The organism is Candidatus Magnetobacterium casense (assembly GCF_000714715.1).
Classification (GTDB): domain Bacteria; phylum Nitrospirota; class Thermodesulfovibrionia; order Thermodesulfovibrionales; family Magnetobacteriaceae; genus Magnetobacterium; species Magnetobacterium casense.
In genome coordinates, this window is sequence record NZ_JMFO01000006.1 from 66,695 (window position 1) to 83,065 (window position 16,371).

The following is a 16,371-nucleotide window of genomic DNA, read 5'->3' on the forward strand; positions in this document are numbered from 1 at the left end:
CCACGATAGTATAACAAAATTATGCCTCAATACGCGTGACTAATTAAGTGGTAAGTGGGAGACACGGTTAATTGATGCTGTGTTTTGCTTCATTGCCCGTTTTATCTCCAAGACCGCCTACTCAAACCGAAGCGGCTCTATGGGATTGACATTGGCGGCCTGGTAGGCCGGATAGATAGTCGAAAGAAAACTGATCACTATGGCTGACACCGAAACCAGCGTAAAGTCCGAAACGTTTACCTTAACCGGCAGACGACTGAGATAATATACATCAGCCGGCAACTTTATCAACTCATACGTATCCAGCACATAGCACGTGAGGGAACCTCCCACCAGCCCTATGAGTGTCCCCACAAGACCAATGATAAACCCCTGCAACATGAATATATACATTATGCCGGCATTGGTGGCCCCCATGGTCTTGAGGATTGCGATGTCGCGCTCCTTTTCGATGACGCTCATGATGAGCGTTGAGATTATGTTGAATGCGGCAACAAGCACGATGAGCGTCAAGATAACAAACATAGCCAGTTTTTCAAGCTTTAAAGCCGAAAAGAGGTTTTTGTTCATCTGCATCCAGTCGCGGGCATGGTAGGGATAGCCGAGTGTGTCGTTTATGCGTTGCCTAACCTGCCGTGCCTGATAGATATCGTCCATCCTGACCTCGATACCGGTGGCAGAATCCCTGAGATCAAAGAAGTCCTGAGCGGCGTCAATGGAGGTAACGGCAAGGCTTGAATCGTACTCGTACATGCCGACCTCAAAGATGGCCACGACCTTAAATTTCCGTGTCTTTGGCAACATGCCTAATGGCCCTATCTCTCCCATTGGCGAAATGATGTTTAACTCGTCGTTGAGTGTTACACCGATGTTGTTGGCCAGCTCCCTGCCTATGACGATACCGTTGTGTACGTTTGAGAGGGATTCCAGTCTGCCCTCTTTGATGAATGCGTATATGCCCGTTATGGCCTTTTCCCTGTCCGGTATAATGCCGCGCAGGAAGATTCCCTGTGCCCCTCTGCCGCGTGCAGCCATGACCTGTCCGAGCACAAAGGGGGCAGCCGAGGCAACACCGGCGACCTTTTTTACGTCTTCGGTCAGGGACTCGTATTGCGGAATTTTCCCTGCCCGGCTCGTCATAATAATGTGGGCGTTTACGCCAAGTATCTTGCGCTGCAGGTCCTGGTGAAACCCGCTCATCACGGCAAGAACTATGATCAGTGCCATCACCCCCACCGCTACCCCGCCAATGGATATGACGGCATTAAAGGAGATGCTCTTGTGGCGCTTCCTTGACTTGAGGTAGCGCAGGGCTACCAGTACCGGATATGAAAGCTTCATTGTTGAGGCTTCAACTGCGGGAAGAGGATCACATCCCTGATGGATTGAGAATTTGTAAGGAGCATGACAAGCCTGTCAATGCCGATACCTTCACCGGCGGTTGGGGGCATGGCAAATTCAAGTGCCCGGAGAAAATCCTCATCCATTACGTGTGCCTCCTCATCACCCTTCTGTCTGGCAATGAGCTGGTCGTTGAATCTGCCACGCTGGTCTATGGGGTCGTTTAGCTCGGAGAAGGCGTTGGCCATTTCGCGGGCAGTGATAAACAACTCAAACCGGTCGGTGAGACTGGGGTTGTCCTTCTTTCGTTTTGCCAGCGGGGATAGCTCCACCGGGTAGTCGATTATAAAGGTGGGTTGGATGAGGTTAGGTTCTATGCGCTCCTTGAATATCTCATCGAGTGTCATGGCATAGGATGCCCCCTTTGGGATATCGATGCCGTTGTCTTTGGCCCATTTGATGACACTATCCGTATCCCCCATCGCCTCATCAGGAACACCGGCGTCCCTGAAGCTGTCAAGGAAGGCAATACGTCTCCAGGGTGGCGTGAAGTCGATGTCGTGCTCGCCGTACCTGAACTTCAGAGTTCCGATGGTCTGCATTGCCACGTAGCACAGCAACTCCTCGGTAAAGGACATGAGGTAGTGGTAGTCCTTGTAAGCAATGTAGAACTCAATCATGGTGAACTCGGGGTTGTGTTTTGTGGATATCCCTTCGTTGCGGAAGTTTCGGTTGATCTCAAAGACGCGCTCATAGCCGCCAACGATTAGGCGCTTGAGGTAGAGTTCCGGCGCTATGCGCAGAAATAGGTCCATGCCCAGGGTGTTGTGGTGTGTCTTGAATGGTTTTGCTGCGGCCCCACCCGGTATGGGGTGCATCATGGGGGTTTCGACTTCGATAAAGCCCTTGGCCTCAAAGAAGTAGCGGATCGCCTTTATAATTATACTTCTGGATTTAAAGGTTGTTCTCACCTCGGGGTTGACTATGAGGTCCAGGTAGCGCTGTCGGTAGCGTAGTTCGACGTCCTTGAGGCCGTGCCACTTCTCAGGCAGTGGGCGCAGGGCCTTGGCCAGTATCTTGAAGTCGCTGACCTCGATAGTCAACTCATCCGTGCGTGTCCTGAACAGTCTGCCGTTGACGCCCATGATGTCTCCGATGTCCAGCTTCTTGAGGATCGGAAACGTGTCCTTGAGGATGTCCCTGGCCAGGTATATCTGTACTTTCCTGCCGGAGGAGTCCTGGATGTGTGCAAAGGATGCCTTGCCAAAACTGCGGTAGGCAACGATACGCCCTGCCACAGAACAGCCGACGGTGTTTTCTTCCAACTGAGCGCCGGTAGTATCGGCGTATTTTTCAATAAGTTCCGCGGCATAGTTGGTTGCCTGGAAATCCTGGTTGTAGGGGTCAAGCCCCATGTCGCGCAGGTCCTGGAGCTTCCGCTTTCTCTGCTCGATAAGCTCGCTGACCCTCTCCGCTTGTGCCTTGCCATCTTCAGAATGCTCTGTAGTCAATAGCCTAAAACCCCCCTTAATTTTTATCTGAGTACCCTAACCCCTGATGCCTATGGTAGCTCACTTAAGATTTTTTTGTCAAGGATTCATTGTCTTTAGGTAGCACTCCAGTACAAACGACTACCTAACCCTCTGTACATCAGCTCCGAGTTGGGATATCTTGTCCTCTATTTTTTCGTAGCCCCTGTCCAGGTGATATATTCTGTCGATGAGGGTTTCCCCTTCGGCAGCCAATGCACCCACAACCAGCGAGGCACTAGCCCGCAGGTCGGTTGCCATCACGGGGGCGCCGACAAGTCGCTTTACCCCGCGCACTGTTGCGACGTTGTCCTCCGTTTCGATGTTTGCCCCCATGCGTCTTAGCTCTGCCACGTGCATGAAGCGGTTTTCGAAAATCGTCTCCCTGACAATGCTCGTGCCATCGGCAACGCTCATCAGGGCTATGAACTGCGCCTGCATATCGGTGGGGAAACCCGGATATGGCATCGTCTTGACGTCCGCACACTGCAAACGCCCCAGGGCCTTAACCCGCAATCCGGCAGGCTCTTCCGTTATAATGATGCCGGTCTCCCGGAGCTTGTCAATTACGGCCGTAAGGTGGTCTGCCCGGCAACCCTTGATGAGTATATCGCCGGCAGTGATCCCTGCCATCGCAATAAAGGTGCCGGTTTCTATCCTGTCGGGGATGATCCTGTATGATACGGGTGTCAGACTCTCAACGCCATCAACTTCGATAACCGATGTGCCGGCACCATAGATATTGGCCCCCATTGCGTTGAGGTAATCGGCGAGGTCTTGTACCTCTGGTTCTCGCGCCGCATTTTCAAGCGTCGTCCTGCCCTTGGCAAATACGGCTGCCATCATGAGATTTTCCGTCCCCGTCACCGTGGGGATGTCAAAATAAATATACGCCCCCGTAAGCTCCTTAACCGTGGCAACGACGTAGCCATGAGAGAGCGTGATCTCAGCACCCATCTTCTCAAGCCCCATCAGATGCAGGTTGATCGGACGCTCACCAATGGCACAGCCCCCGGGTAAGGATACCCTCGCATAGCCAAATCTGGCAACCAACGGGCCAAGGGTCAACACCGATGCCCTCATCGTCTTTACCAGCTCGTAGGGGGCTTCTTTGCTTGTCAGGGCCTGTGTATTTATCACAAGTCGCGTGTTGCCTTCAAAGGTCACAGAGGCACCCAACGTCTCAAGCATCCGTGACATTGTCCGTATGTCCTGAAGGTCGGGGATGTTTTCAATTACCGCCTCCGCACCACACAGTATCGTGGCTGCCATGATTGGCAGGGCAGAGTTCTTGGCGCCGCTTATCTGCACCTCGCCCTGCAGTGAGCGTCCTCCGCGTATTAACAGCTTATCCATTGGTTTCAGTCTCCAGCAGCTCAACCAGCCCTCCGATGGACAATGACATAATCCTGTCCTGGTAGAAGACCGTTGCCGTATCGGTTCTCTTGCGTGGTTTATCCATGTTCACGTCCGTAAGGGCCATCCTCTTTACCGCTATGCAGGCGTTGGCACACACCTGGGCATCCTTGTGGCTGAGGGAGTTCCTGACGATTAGCTCGGCATAGCTGCTTATGTACCTGGGATGCTCCTGTCCGATCCGGCCAAGGGCGTAGATGACACCCGGCAAAAATATGTTGTCCTCGGTTTCGGAGTGAGCGTAGCCGATGAGGATGGGGACGATGTCCTCAAAGGGCGTGGGGTTTGTGCAGATAACCTCACCCAGTATCTCAGGGACACTCCAGGGCACCGTACCCGATTCATCTGTGGCGTTCCACAGGAGTCGCCTGACCTGCTTGCGGCCCTCTTCCTCAGGCATGGTACCGATTATCCTGCCAACGGCCTCTATTGCCCGCCATGACAGCTCCGAGTCCTTTTCGTAGGAAAACGCTATCAGGGCACTGGCCACCCGCTTGTTTGTCTGCGACAGTTCTACGAGCTTGTCGATGTTCTTATTTGTCAGTAGCAACTTAATGCTGTCTTTTAGCTCCTTAAAATCCATATATATACCTCTCTATAGTAAAGACCATGAATTTGGGACAATCTCAATTTGAACAGAAGAAGAGAAAGAATGCGAGTGTCAATTTCTCAGTATGAGCTTCAAGTTCCCTGGTGGTTTTAGTCAAAGGCGCAAGGATTGTCCGTCTGTCCCATAAGGCGAAACCGACAATAAAAAGCATACCGCTAACTGTTACGCTGATCATTACGTATATCAACCCTCTGAGATCGTCGATCCTCTGGTTGACGCTATCGATCCTTTGGTTGACGACCTTGAGACCGTCGTCGATCCTCTGGTTTGTGGCATCGAACCTTTGGTTGATGGCCTTGAGGTTATCGTCGAGCCTTTGATTGGTTGCCTTGAGACCCTCTTCCAGGCGAATCATCCGGTCCCTGTCCGCCTGGGTGAATGACGAATCGGCAGAGTCAACGGTGTTTGCCGTGCAAAGCACCAAACTAAAAAATATCACAAAAGCCTTCATCATTAATTATACCATAAGGGGAGGGGCGAGGTGCAATCTTGTCGCAGCGGGGGGTTGGCAACCCCTGGCTAAAAGTCGCACCCGCCCCGGGCACGAAGAAGTCCCCTTGACCCTATTTTACCATGCTTTTTTAAGAGGATACATTATGTTGTAGTACGTATCCCTTTGTGCGGCCCTGAATCCCGCTGCCCGGATCGCCCTGATGATGTCATCCTTTGAGGTCTTGAAGCTGATCCCGGCAGCCTTGACCACGTTTTCCTCTATCATGGTGGAGCCAAAGTCGTTGGCACCAAACCTCAACGCCACCTGCGCCATCTTCACGCCCTGCGTGACCCACGAGGCCTGTATGTTTGGGATGTTGTCGAGATACAACCGCGACAGTGCAAGCACCCTGAGGTAATCCACGGCGGTTGATGGTGCCACCTCCCTGCCCAGCTCGGAGTTGCCCGGCTGAAAGCTCCAGGGGATAAACGCCGTGAAACCGCCCGTGTCATCCTGGAGGCTGCGGATTGCGTCGAGGTGTTGGAGGATATCGTCGATGGTTTCGATGGTGCCAAACATCATCGTGGCTGTGGTTCTCATGCCGATGGCGTGTGCCTGGCGCATGACGTCGAGCCATTGGGCGGTGTTTATCTTGCGTGGACTTATGCGTTGTCGCACCCTGTCGGAGAGGACTTCGGCCCCCCCACCGGGAATGGAGTCAAGGCCGGCCTGCCGTAACCTCAGGAGCGTCTGATGAGTTGTCATCCCAGCCATGGCGGCGATGTAGTGTATCTCCGGTGGTGAGAAGCCGTGGATGTTTATCTGAAATCGCTCCTTTATCGACTCCAGCATCCCCGTATAAAACGACAGATCAAGGCCGGGGTGCAGACCACCCTGGATGAGCACCTGAGTGCCGCCAAGCTCTACGGTCTCCTGCACCTTTTGCAACAGCTCCTCCCTGTCGATGACGTATGCCTGTGGGGTGTGTTCGTCACGGTAGAAGGCGCAGAAACTGCAGCGATTGATGCAAACGTTTGTGTAGTTGATATTGCGGTCAACGATAAAAGTCACCGTTGCCTGGGGATGGCGGGTTTTTCTTGCAGAGTCGGCCATCTGCCCCAGCCTCAGCAGCGGCATGTCGCAATAGAGCTTGCGTGCCTCATCCATCGTTATTCGTCCCTGTGTCTGTACAGTCAAATCAGTTGGTCTCCTTAGTCAAGTATTTAGTTATTTCACTGCCGAGCTTATTCAGAACGTGTCCTTACATTGTCGCTGATTATATTATACCACGGTGGTATTTAATAGCACCGCTAATTTTTTTCAGATGATGCAAATTGCCTACTTGACATTTCAAAATTCATGTTGATATATTACAAATAGCTTACACCATCAATTTATGATGACTGTCTGAGCTGAGGCTAAACGGTTTTCCTTTGGAGAACTCAAATTAAGGATAAAGGAAGGTGATGTATCGGGGATTCTGAATCAGGGGTTTAGGTCAGGGGAGGAGTAACTCGCCTGTTAAAAGCATTTTAATCGTATGGTATTTGTGTAACAATAGCGCAATAGTTGCGCAACAATCTTGCAAGTAAACTAATACTAAAACTTTAAGGAGAAAATAATGAACAGGTTATTTTTGCGTAGTGTAATGGTAATAGCGGTAATGGTGATGCTCTCTGGGTGTGGAACTATGTATATGAACGGTAAGATTGATGTGAATGACATTGGTGATGATGCTATTACGCGTACACTTTCAACTACTGCTGATGTACGCAATACGTATTTCTTAAGAGGTCTTTATTGTGCAGAGCCATCTCCGGATATAGCTTTTAATATAACAGATAGCAAGACGGGACAAATATCAGTACAACTTCCTAAATCACCTGTATCGCTTACACTAAGTGATAACACAACTGCTGCCGTAGTGCAGTTAGCAGGGAGAAACGCACTTAATGTACTAGCCCGAGACCTTCTCTACAGATCATGTGAGATAATGGTTAACAGCATCAACGCTGCAAGAAGTGATAACGAGGCTGTTAGAACAAAGATTGAAGCAGTTGTAAAAGATGCGCGTAAATCTTATGAAGATGTAGTTCAGCTAACCGGAAGGTTGTATGAGATAGAAATGAAAAAAGCACAGGCAGAGTTATTACGTGCTGGGGGAAACAGGGATAATAATTCTGAGTGCATCGAGACTTGGCTGAAGGAAGGCGAACTTAACAAAGTCAATGGCGAAAATGCAAATCTAACCAAGCTCAAGTCATGGCTGGAAAAATATGCCGGAAATGCCTTTGTTGCTACCTTTCTAAACGATCCTAACTATGCAGGACATAGAATACAGGTAATAAGAACTTTTGGTATCAATCACAGTAACTGTACTAAGACCAACTAGTATTACAAATGAAAGAAAGGAGGAATTTTTATGGAATGTAGTATGCTTGTCAAAGATGATGTCAAAACTGAAGACTTGCGTGATGTAGTTTATGGTTGTGCTAAATGGGATAAACCAAGTAAGATTTGCATTGAAAAGAAGTCCGCAGATACTTGGCCCGAAGATACTTGGAAAGTAACCTGCAATAAACCTAATAGCTAACCCACAAAGGGGCTAATCTCCGCCACGACAGGGGAGAAAGCCCCCTCTCTTTCTACCCCTCCAGGGCAGCCCGCTGATTCCTCAGCGCAAAGCCCCTCAGCACCGGCTCACGAAGACCGCCCTTGTACTGGATCAACACCTTGTGACTCTCTCCCATGCCCTGTGGCAGAAGTAGCCTCTTTACCTGCGCAATCTCATGCTGATACTGCCCGCTTGTGAGCATCCCTGCCAGCAAGTCCTCTATCCCCATCGATACCATAAACGTCCCCTGCGGAGCAAACCCCACCGTGACAAGCCCAACCTCCTCCCCCCACCGCTTGAGGGCAGTGAAGTTGACGTGCGCCGTGATGTCCTGTCTCCCAACGTTTGTGCAGGGATTGTCGCTCACACGATGACCTCTATAACACACCAGCGTCCCGCGAGTCCTCTCCGCACTGTAGTACTGCCACGCCGGATATCCATAGTCTATCGTAAAGACAAACCCCTCCAACAACATCTCCGATACCTCCCGCAACCAATCACGCAGTGCAAGATTGACCTCCGTCCTGTAACCGTCGCAAAGCTGCAACCCAAACTCCAGCACATACGCCCGGATATCGTCGCTGCATCCGCGCAAGACCTCACCAAAGCCCTCATCGACCCAAACCTCCCTGAGTGCATCGTCCCCGTCGCCGACCATCGTGATCATATGCACGGGGAAGGCGTCTATCAGTTCGTTGGAGAGGATGCATCCCCGCAGCGGCGCTACGTCCGTTGCGGCAGACATCCACCTGACCTTACCGGCAAAGGGGGCAAGGAGTTGTTCCTGCTGTCTCTGCACGTGAGGGTTAAGCTCGATTATCAGGTACGTCAGGGCGTCATAGAATTCGTCGCCACGGAGGTAGCCCAACACGTCTGCGGCAAGATACCCCCTTCCCGCACCAAACTCAACGATGCAGAAGTCCGCAGGTCTGCCCATCAGTTGCCACATTTCTGCGATCTGCCTTGCCACCAGGGCGCCAAAGACAGGGTGCAGGTGCGGTGCGGTAAAGTAATCACCATCCCTGCCGATCTGCGTTGCAGCGCCGGTGTAGTATCCGTACCCAGGGCAGTACAGCGACATCGCCATGAACTCCTTGAATGATATGGCTCCCCCCTCGCGCCGTATCCTATCGCGTATGATAGCCTCTATGTCTATGCCCATATCAGGCACCTGGTCTGCCTCTTACTAAGCAGAAGAGTATAAGTAGCTATAACAAAAGAAGAAAAGAAGGAGGGCGGTTTACGGCAGGGGTGCCTCACCCCCTCCGCCCCCTCCTCAGACCTCCCCCGCAAGGGGACCAGTCCCCTTGACCCCATTATTTCACGCTCAATTATCATACCCTGAAAAAACCTGTATCATTTCAGTATACAGGAATAATTTGTAATCCCGTTCAGACATAAACAACTTCACTTAGTATCTTGTCTTTTAAGAATGGTTTTAGTGCCTTGACAGATACAAGATCAACCGTCTTACCAAGCAAGTTTTCCAAGAACTCCTTAAAGTCGATAAACTCAAATATATCGACAGGCTCTGCAAATTCAACCAGAACGTCTACGTCACTTGTTTCAGTCTCTTTACCTCTTGCAACAGAACCAAAAACCCCTATCTTGCTAACAGGATATCTTGATCTGATAACATCTGCATTGACTTTTAGTGTTTCTATCGTGTTCATTATCTGTCCCAACAAATATAAATTGTGGCCATAGCGCAAATATCAAGGGCAATGGCAGGGTTGTAACTTTTCTTGAAAGCCACATTGTACCCCTCTCCTTGCTGGATCAGAGATTGTAACCGTGATGTTGCCATTTGTCTGTTTTGCCCCCTTTCTGTGCAAGGTTAAGCTTAACGTTCATATGCATCTGCAATATTTTATTGCAATATTGGTGTCGGTCATATTATCATTGATCATGACGTCAATCTCTTATAGTATAACATTACCGTACAAGATATGACAGAACTGACACCGTTGATGAAACAGTACCAGGAGATAAAGGACGAGCACATGGATGCGATCCTTTTTTTCAGGATGGGCGATTTCTATGAGATGTTTGGTCAGGATGCGGTTGTGGCCTCCAAGATACTCCAAATAGCCCTCACCACCAGGGACAAGAACAAGCAGGACGCCATGCCGATGTGCGGCTTCCCCCACCACGCCCTGGATACATACCTCAGACGGGTTGTCGAGGCCGGCCACAAGGCGGCGGTGTGCGAACAGATGGAAGACCCCGCCCTGGCCAAGGGAATCGTCAAACGACAGGTCATCAGGGTCGTCACCCCCGGGACGTTTGAACCCGACAACCCCAAGGATAATACCTACGTACTCGCCTTCTTCCCCGTTGCGCTAAAGTGTGGTATTGCTCTGGCCGATATCTCCACGGGTGAGTTCATGCTCTTTGAGAGCGAACAACCTCTGGCTGATGAGATCAACAGGTTCTCCGTCAGAGAGGTCCTCTGTCCGGAGTCCATGAAGAAGAACCTCCACTACTCAATCGTCCTGAAGAACTACTTCACCACGTACTACGACGATGACTACTTTGAATACCCCCAGGCCTATGCCTTACTCCTGGAGCACTTTAAGGTGACCACGCTTGAGGGGTTTGGCTGTGAACAGAGCACTGCGGGCATATCGGCAGCGGGTGCCCTTCTGGGCTACCTGCAACAGACCCAGAAATCCGCCCTGTCCTTTGACAGACTCCGTCCGCTCAACAACGCCTCGTGTATGTTCCTCGATGCCGCGGCCATCAGAAATCTTGAACTGATCAAAAACCTCAGAGACCACTCCGATGAGCACACGCTCCTAAAGACGATGGATGAGACCATAACCCCCATGGGAGGCCGTCTGCTCAGGGACATGCTCCTGAAGCCCTCCATAGACATAAACGTGATATACAAGCGTCTGTCAGCCGTGGAGGTGCTTTTCGATGAGTTTGCTCTCAGAGAGGAACTGCGCAAGACACTCAAGGGCATCCAGGATGTGGAACGACTCACCACGCGGCTTATCAAGGGCAATGCCAACGCCCGTGATCTTGTTGCCATAAAGAACTCCCTGGCGGCACTTCCAGCGTTAAAGACCCTCCTGACAGGCAACGACCAGACGGATTCCCCCATGGTAAACAACCAGGAGCGTCCAGGAGTGCTAAAATATGATGAATATCTCACTGAGATATCCGCCGGCATTGCCGACTTTACGTCGCTAATCAGACTGATAGACGAGGGCATAGTAGACGCCCCGCCCAACACGGTCAAGGAAGGCTGGATCATCAAGGACGGTGTCAACAAGGAGATAGATACGTTGCGTGAGTTCGCCACAAAGGGCAAGACCTACCTGACGGAACTTGAAGTCAAGGAGCGCGCTGCCAGCGGCATAAACAGTCTCAAGGTGAGCTTTAACAGGGTTTTTGGCTACTACATCGAGGTAACCAAGGCCAACCTCCACCTGGTGCCCTCCCGCTACATACGAAAGCAGACGCTGGCCAACGCCGAACGCTTCATCACCCCGGAGCTAAAGGACTACGAAAACAAGATCGTGGGAGCGGAGGAACGATTAAAGCATCTTGAGTACGAGTACTTCAAGGAGATCGTGGACAAGGTCATCTACTACGCCAGGGACCTCAGGGATGCTGCGGGGGCAGTTGCAATGCTGGATGTGCTTCAGAGCCTTGCGACGGTGGCCAAGCTAAACAACTACGTTCGCCCCGATGTAACCAACGGCCCCCGGATTGAGATCAATGATGGCCGTCATCCCGTGGTGGAGCGTGCCACGAGTACGACACGATTTATTCCCAACGATACGCACCTGGACCTGGATGAGAACAAGCTGCTGATAATCACCGGTCCCAACATGGCCGGCAAGTCAACCTACATGCGACAGGTGGCGCTGATCGTGCTGATGGCTCAGATGGGTTCCTTTGTGCCTGCGGAGTCTGCCACCATTGGCATCGTAGACCGGATATTTACGCGCATCGGTGCGGCGGATTACCTCTCAAGGGGGCAGAGCACCTTTATGGTCGAAATGGTTGAGACGGCAAACATCGTAAACAACGCCACCAGAAAGAGCCTGGTCATCCTGGATGAGGTAGGACGCGGCACGAGTACCTTTGACGGCATAAGCATTGCGTGGGCGGTGGCCGAGTTCATTGCCTCGGAGGTGGAGGCCCGCACGCTCTTTGCCACACACTACAACGAACTCACCGAACTTGTTCTGACTGCCACGGGGGTCAAGAACTACAACGTTTCGGTGAAGGAGTGGGGGGATGAGATAATATTTCTGCGCAAGATCGTAAAAGGCTCCGCCGACAAGAGCTACGGCATCCAGGTGGCACGTCTGGCCGGCCTGCCACAGCGCATCATCGACAGGGCAAAGGATATACTTGCAAACCTCGAAAAAAAGGAGTTCGAAGACCCGCAACGCATGGGCTTGTCACTCAGAAAGAAGAAGCGCCCCTCACAGCAACTGGACCTGTTCTCAAAGCCGGAAGACCCCGCATTGTTTATGCTCAAGCAGCTCGATCTCGATAAAATGACCCCCCAGGATGCCATCAAGGTACTCAGGCAGTTGCGCAGTCTTGCGGATAAGTAAGCGCCAATCATTGAAACACAAGATAGATGAACTGTGGGCATATCTGAAAAAGACATATATAATGTAGAGACGGTGCTATCATATTGAGAAAGAACCGATTTTTGCCTCTTGACTTTTCTAAGCGGATAACATTTTTTTACTCACATGGTTTATAATAGATAGTATGTGACGATTTTATATAGAGCATATAAAGGAGGTACTGAGGATGTATTTGTTAATTGCCATGTTTATTTTGGTGTCATCGGTGGGTATTGCCGTTTATCACCAGATGAAGAAGAGAAAGGTCACCCTTGTAAGTGAGATCGAAACCCTCAAGGGTAAGGCTCGTCTGTTGTTGAGTCGGGTTCAAAAACTGGGCGATAAGTATCACGTCACCGAAAGGGTTGATACCATCAGAAGGAGAATCGAAGTGTTAAGCAGACAGGCCGTATCCACTGAACTTGACGAGCTTGAGGCACATATCAGGCAGTGGAGGGCACTGTGCGAAATCATGGAGCAGAGCGTCAATGAGCCTGAGATAAGCGGTCTTAAGCGTATCATCTATGACCCCATTGCAGGATCGGTGCTGTCGGAGAACATATTTGAAACAATCATACATATTACGACAAAAAACGGTAACAGGATGTTCATAGAGGTCAACGCTGAAACGGCACGACGCTACAAGGAAGAAGGCCCCAAGGCATTTATACAGAAGAACAATATGATCTTTGACACCGAGGTCTGTCGCTGTGGAGTTAACGGGTCTGCTCAGTTAATGCTCCTGAAGAACTTCTATGAAACCTGCTATGATGAAAACGGGTACCTGATAGACCTGAGCTGGGAGCCTTCAGTTAAGGACAACAGGAACTCAGGACTTAGATAGACCAACGCCACCCCTGTTTTCAACCTGCTTTATAGCAGAAAGAATCTCTGCGGCAAGTGAGTCGGGTTGAAACTTGGCTGCAAAGGAGTTGGCACCCACTTGTTTGGCCTTGTCCATGTTTGTGGGATTGCTCATAGAGCTGTGAAGTAGGATGAACAAGTCCTTAAGGTCGGGGTTTGAACGTACCTTGCGCGTAAAGGTAAAGCCGTCTATGCCCGGCATTTCGATGTCGCAGATGGACATGCAGAACCGGTGTTTGGCCTTAGAGTCTGCCTCAAGCTCGGCAAGGGCCTCACTCGCTGAACTGTAGCTCTCATACGTAAAGCCGAGCTGTTCCAACACTGCCTCGATCAGCGCCCTGGCCGCCTTGGAATCGTCTATGACGAGGATGTGATGGCCGCAAAGGGCTGCTTCGTTAGCCTGATTGACAAACTCGTCAGATATCTTGGTGTCCATCCCCAGTATCTCAACAAGTATTTTTTCTATATCCAGTATTTGGATCATTTCGTTGTTGTCACTATAGGCTATTGCCGTAAGGTAACCGCTCTTGCCAAGCACACTGGATGGACTCTTGACTTCCTCCCAACTGCGCGTAACGAGGGAATCGGGATTCTTTATGATAAGCCCCTGGACGTTGTTATTGTACTCACAAACGATGACATAGCTCAGGGAGCTTTTAAAATCCTGTCTCTCCATACCGAGGAATTCCCCGATGTCGATGACAATAACGGCCTTGCCACGGAAGTCTATCGTCCCCTTGACGCTTTGGTGAGAGTACGGCATCTTGACTACAGAGGAAGGACACTCGATTACCTCGATGATCTTGAATACATTGATTCCATAAATCTGGTCATCGCTAAGGTAAAACAACAGCATCTCCATCTGATTTGTAAATGCCAGTTGTGTTCTCTGCTGCACTTCCTGAAAGATATCTTTTTCCATTAATTTTATGACTCCTTATATAATTTTAATACTTAATACTAACATATTTCCAACTTAAATAAACAGCGAGGCGATAAACATGTGTTACCCCCTCAGCGCATCTATCATAGCCGCCATGTCGGTGACACTGTTGGCCTTCATCAGGGATGTCCCTACAAGGATGGCATCAACCCCTGCCCTGTCCACCATCGAGGCATCTTCTCTGCCCTTGATACCGCTCTCACTTACGATAATCCTGTCCTGTGGTATATCTCTTACCAGATCGAGTGTTGTTTTGATGCTCACCTGTAAGGTCGTTAAGTCTCTGTTGTTAATGCCTATGATGTTGAATTTGAGATCAATGGCTTGTTGCAGTTGCTTATAGTTATGCACCTCAAACAACACAGAGAGTCCGACCTCAGCCGCAACGCCCATGAGTTCCTCTGCCTGTGTCCCGTCCAGGGCAGCGGCTATCAGCAAAATGGCATCAGCCCCATATGCCCGCGCCTCATAGACCTGGTATGGGTCAAAAATGAAGTCCTTCCTCAACACCGGACATGTGACGATCTCCTTCACCGGCCTGATGAAATCAATCGCTCCCCTGAAGTAATCCTCCTCGGTAAGCACCGAAACGGCATCCACCTGTTTGTCTCTATAAACCCCGGCGATCTCGTTGAGATCAAACGGTTCTCTGATTATCCCGGCGGATGGTGATGCCCGTTTAATTTCGGCTATGACCTTCAAAGGTTGACTGTCTTTGGGACGTCTGATTGCAGCCTCAAAGTCACGACACTCCTCTGACTCACTGACCCGTGCCCGCAATTCACTAAGGGAGAGGTGCCTTTTTGAGTCACTCAGTCTGTACTTTTTCTTCGATATAATCTCGCGTAATATACTCATGCCTGTACTCACTTATCAGGTCATCATGTGTCGGTCTGCAGGAGGGTGTATGTAACCACACCCCCCTGAACCAATCGGGCAAGAGGCTCGGAGTCCTTTGCCCGCCCAAGATTGGGATGACCCTAAATTATTTCTTTGCCGGAGCTGCCGCCGGGGCCGCTGCTGGAGCTGCCGCCGGAGCTGCTGCTGGAGAAGCTGCCGGAGCTGCCGCTGGTGACGCATCAGGGGCCGCTGCTGGTGAAGCTGCCGGATCTGCTGCTGGTGAAGCTGCCGGATCTGCTGCTGGTGACGCATCAGGGGCCGCTGCTGGTGATGCCTCAGGGGCCGCTGCCGGAGTAGCTTCCGGAGTAGGTGCCGGTGTTGCTGCTGGTGGTGGTGGTGGAGTGTCTTTTGGCTTACATCCGGTAAACGTCAGAAACGAAAACACCAGAGCCAGGACAACTACATAGATCACATTTCTCATGTCTTTCCTCCTTATGTTTTTTCCTGCCTTTTAATCATAGGCAGTGTATTTATTTTAGTTAAATCTTAGTCAGTATAGCACACAAAGTCCAAAAGATGCCAGAAAAATATCATGCCCAAAAAACACAGTATAGCTGAGGGCATTTGCGCTATTAATCTCCAAAAATATCCATAACATCAATCTCAAGGCCACTTATGATCAATGACCTGATTGTACCCTCTCCCTCGGCATATGAATACAACTTATACCTATCACCTTCGAGGATAAATATCTCAATGGTTCCGTACTCAGGGGCCACTACCCAATATTCGGAAACCTTATATCTTTCATATATTCGCTTCTTTGTCTCCATGTCTCGTACCATAGACCCCTTGGAGACGATCTCACACACCATGTCTGGTACGCCTCTTACCCAATCCTGTAATATTGACAGATTATCTCTCTTGATAAACAACAAGTCTGGTTGAAGTCTATTGATCCCCTCTTCGAATATAACATCAAGGGGAGAGTAGTAAACCTTTCCAACATTGTGTTGATCCAAAAACAGAAGAATTTTTCTGTTAATCCTCTGACTGATCTCTTGGTGCCATAGAAACGGGCTTGCAGTCATAATTTCCTCGCCATCGATTATTTCGGTTAAATCAAAATCTCTTGATACCTCTGAAGCAATTGTTTCCATTATCGTCATCTCCTTGGGCTTTT

15 protein-coding genes are annotated in these 16,371 nt (G+C 50.3%); 3 read left to right on the forward strand and 12 right to left on the reverse strand.

What is annotated here, in order from left to right; translation table 11 throughout:
- Positions 1–117: 117 nt before the first annotated feature.
- The 6 genes from Mcas_RS05095 to mqnC form a co-directional block, all read right to left on the reverse strand.
- Positions 118–1,341: a lipoprotein-releasing ABC transporter permease subunit gene (locus tag Mcas_RS05095; RefSeq protein ID WP_040334438.1), complete on the reverse strand. Its 1,224-nt coding sequence runs from the start codon at positions 1,339–1,341 to the stop codon at positions 118–120.
- Positions 1,338–2,852 (reverse strand): lysine--tRNA ligase, encoded by a 1,515-nt coding sequence (gene lysS, locus Mcas_RS05100; RefSeq protein WP_081853627.1) that lies wholly within the window; start codon positions 2,850–2,852, stop codon positions 1,338–1,340. Before lysS ends, Mcas_RS05095 begins: the two co-directional genes overlap by 4 nt.
- Positions 2,853–2,972: 120 nt before the next feature.
- Positions 2,973–4,226, reverse strand: a complete 1,254-nt coding sequence (gene murA / locus Mcas_RS05105) for a UDP-N-acetylglucosamine 1-carboxyvinyltransferase (RefSeq protein WP_040334439.1) — start codon at positions 4,224–4,226, stop codon at positions 2,973–2,975.
- Positions 4,219–4,869 carry a DVU0298 family protein gene (locus Mcas_RS16310; protein WP_052566879.1) on the reverse strand — a complete coding sequence of 217 codons (651 nt, stop codon included), beginning with the start codon at positions 4,867–4,869 and terminating at the stop codon, positions 4,219–4,221. Before Mcas_RS16310 ends, murA begins: the two co-directional genes overlap by 8 nt.
- Before the next feature lie 43 nt (positions 4,870–4,912).
- On the reverse strand, positions 4,913–5,335 hold the full coding sequence (locus tag Mcas_RS05115) for a coiled-coil domain-containing protein (protein ID WP_156033158.1): 423 nt from the start codon (positions 5,333–5,335) through the stop codon (positions 4,913–4,915).
- A 129-nt stretch (positions 5,336–5,464) separates the two neighbouring features.
- Positions 5,465–6,526, reverse strand: coding sequence for a cyclic dehypoxanthinyl futalosine synthase (mqnC, locus tag Mcas_RS05120; protein WP_040334441.1), 1,062 nt, complete (start codon positions 6,524–6,526; stop codon positions 5,465–5,467).
- A gap of 424 nt (positions 6,527–6,950) precedes the next feature.
- On the opposite strand from mqnC, the gene Mcas_RS05125 reads away from it, so the two are divergent.
- Complete coding sequence (locus tag Mcas_RS05125; protein ID WP_040334442.1) at positions 6,951–7,721, forward strand: hypothetical protein; 771 nt, start codon at positions 6,951–6,953, stop codon at positions 7,719–7,721.
- 253 nt (positions 7,722–7,974) lie between these two features.
- Here the strand turns inward: Mcas_RS05125 and Mcas_RS05130 are convergent, their stop codons facing one another.
- A complete protein-coding gene (locus Mcas_RS05130; protein WP_040334443.1) occupies positions 7,975–9,105 on the reverse strand; it encodes a class I SAM-dependent methyltransferase in 1,131 nt (376 codons plus the stop codon).
- 229 nt (positions 9,106–9,334) lie between these two features.
- Positions 9,335–9,616 (reverse strand): nucleotidyltransferase family protein, encoded by a 282-nt coding sequence (locus Mcas_RS05135; protein WP_040334444.1) that lies wholly within the window; start codon positions 9,614–9,616, stop codon positions 9,335–9,337.
- Positions 9,617–9,892: 276 nt separating this feature from the next.
- Here Mcas_RS05135 and mutS point away from each other — a divergent pair, with 276 nt between their 5' ends.
- Together mutS and Mcas_RS05145 are read left to right on the forward strand one after the other, a co-directional pair.
- Entirely contained in the window at positions 9,893–12,523 is a 2,631-nt protein-coding gene (gene mutS, locus Mcas_RS05140) for a DNA mismatch repair protein MutS (RefSeq protein ID WP_040334445.1), read from the forward strand.
- A gap of 205 nt (positions 12,524–12,728) precedes the next feature.
- Entirely contained in the window at positions 12,729–13,385 is a 657-nt protein-coding gene (locus Mcas_RS05145) for a hypothetical protein (protein ID WP_040334446.1), read from the forward strand.
- Here Mcas_RS05145 and Mcas_RS05150 read toward each other — a convergent pair.
- The 4 genes from Mcas_RS05150 to Mcas_RS05165 all read right to left on the reverse strand — a co-directional run bounded on the left by Mcas_RS05150 (position 13,371) and on the right by Mcas_RS05165 (position 16,348).
- Complete coding sequence (locus Mcas_RS05150; protein ID WP_040334447.1) at positions 13,371–14,327, reverse strand: chemotaxis protein CheV; 957 nt, start codon at positions 14,325–14,327, stop codon at positions 13,371–13,373. The two genes, Mcas_RS05145 and Mcas_RS05150, sit on opposite strands and share 15 nt — an antisense overlap.
- 84 nt (positions 14,328–14,411) lie before the next feature.
- On the reverse strand, positions 14,412–15,206 hold the full coding sequence (trpC, locus tag Mcas_RS05155) for an indole-3-glycerol phosphate synthase TrpC (RefSeq protein WP_040334448.1): 795 nt from the start codon (positions 15,204–15,206) through the stop codon (positions 14,412–14,414).
- Positions 15,207–15,333: 127 nt separating this feature from the next.
- Positions 15,334–15,669: a hypothetical protein gene (locus Mcas_RS18040; RefSeq protein WP_156033160.1), complete on the reverse strand. Its 336-nt coding sequence runs from the start codon at positions 15,667–15,669 to the stop codon at positions 15,334–15,336.
- A 151-nt stretch (positions 15,670–15,820) separates the two neighbouring features.
- A complete protein-coding gene (locus tag Mcas_RS05165) occupies positions 15,821–16,348 on the reverse strand; it encodes a Uma2 family endonuclease (RefSeq protein WP_052566882.1) in 528 nt (175 codons plus the stop codon).
- Positions 16,349–16,371: the final 23 nt, after the last annotated feature.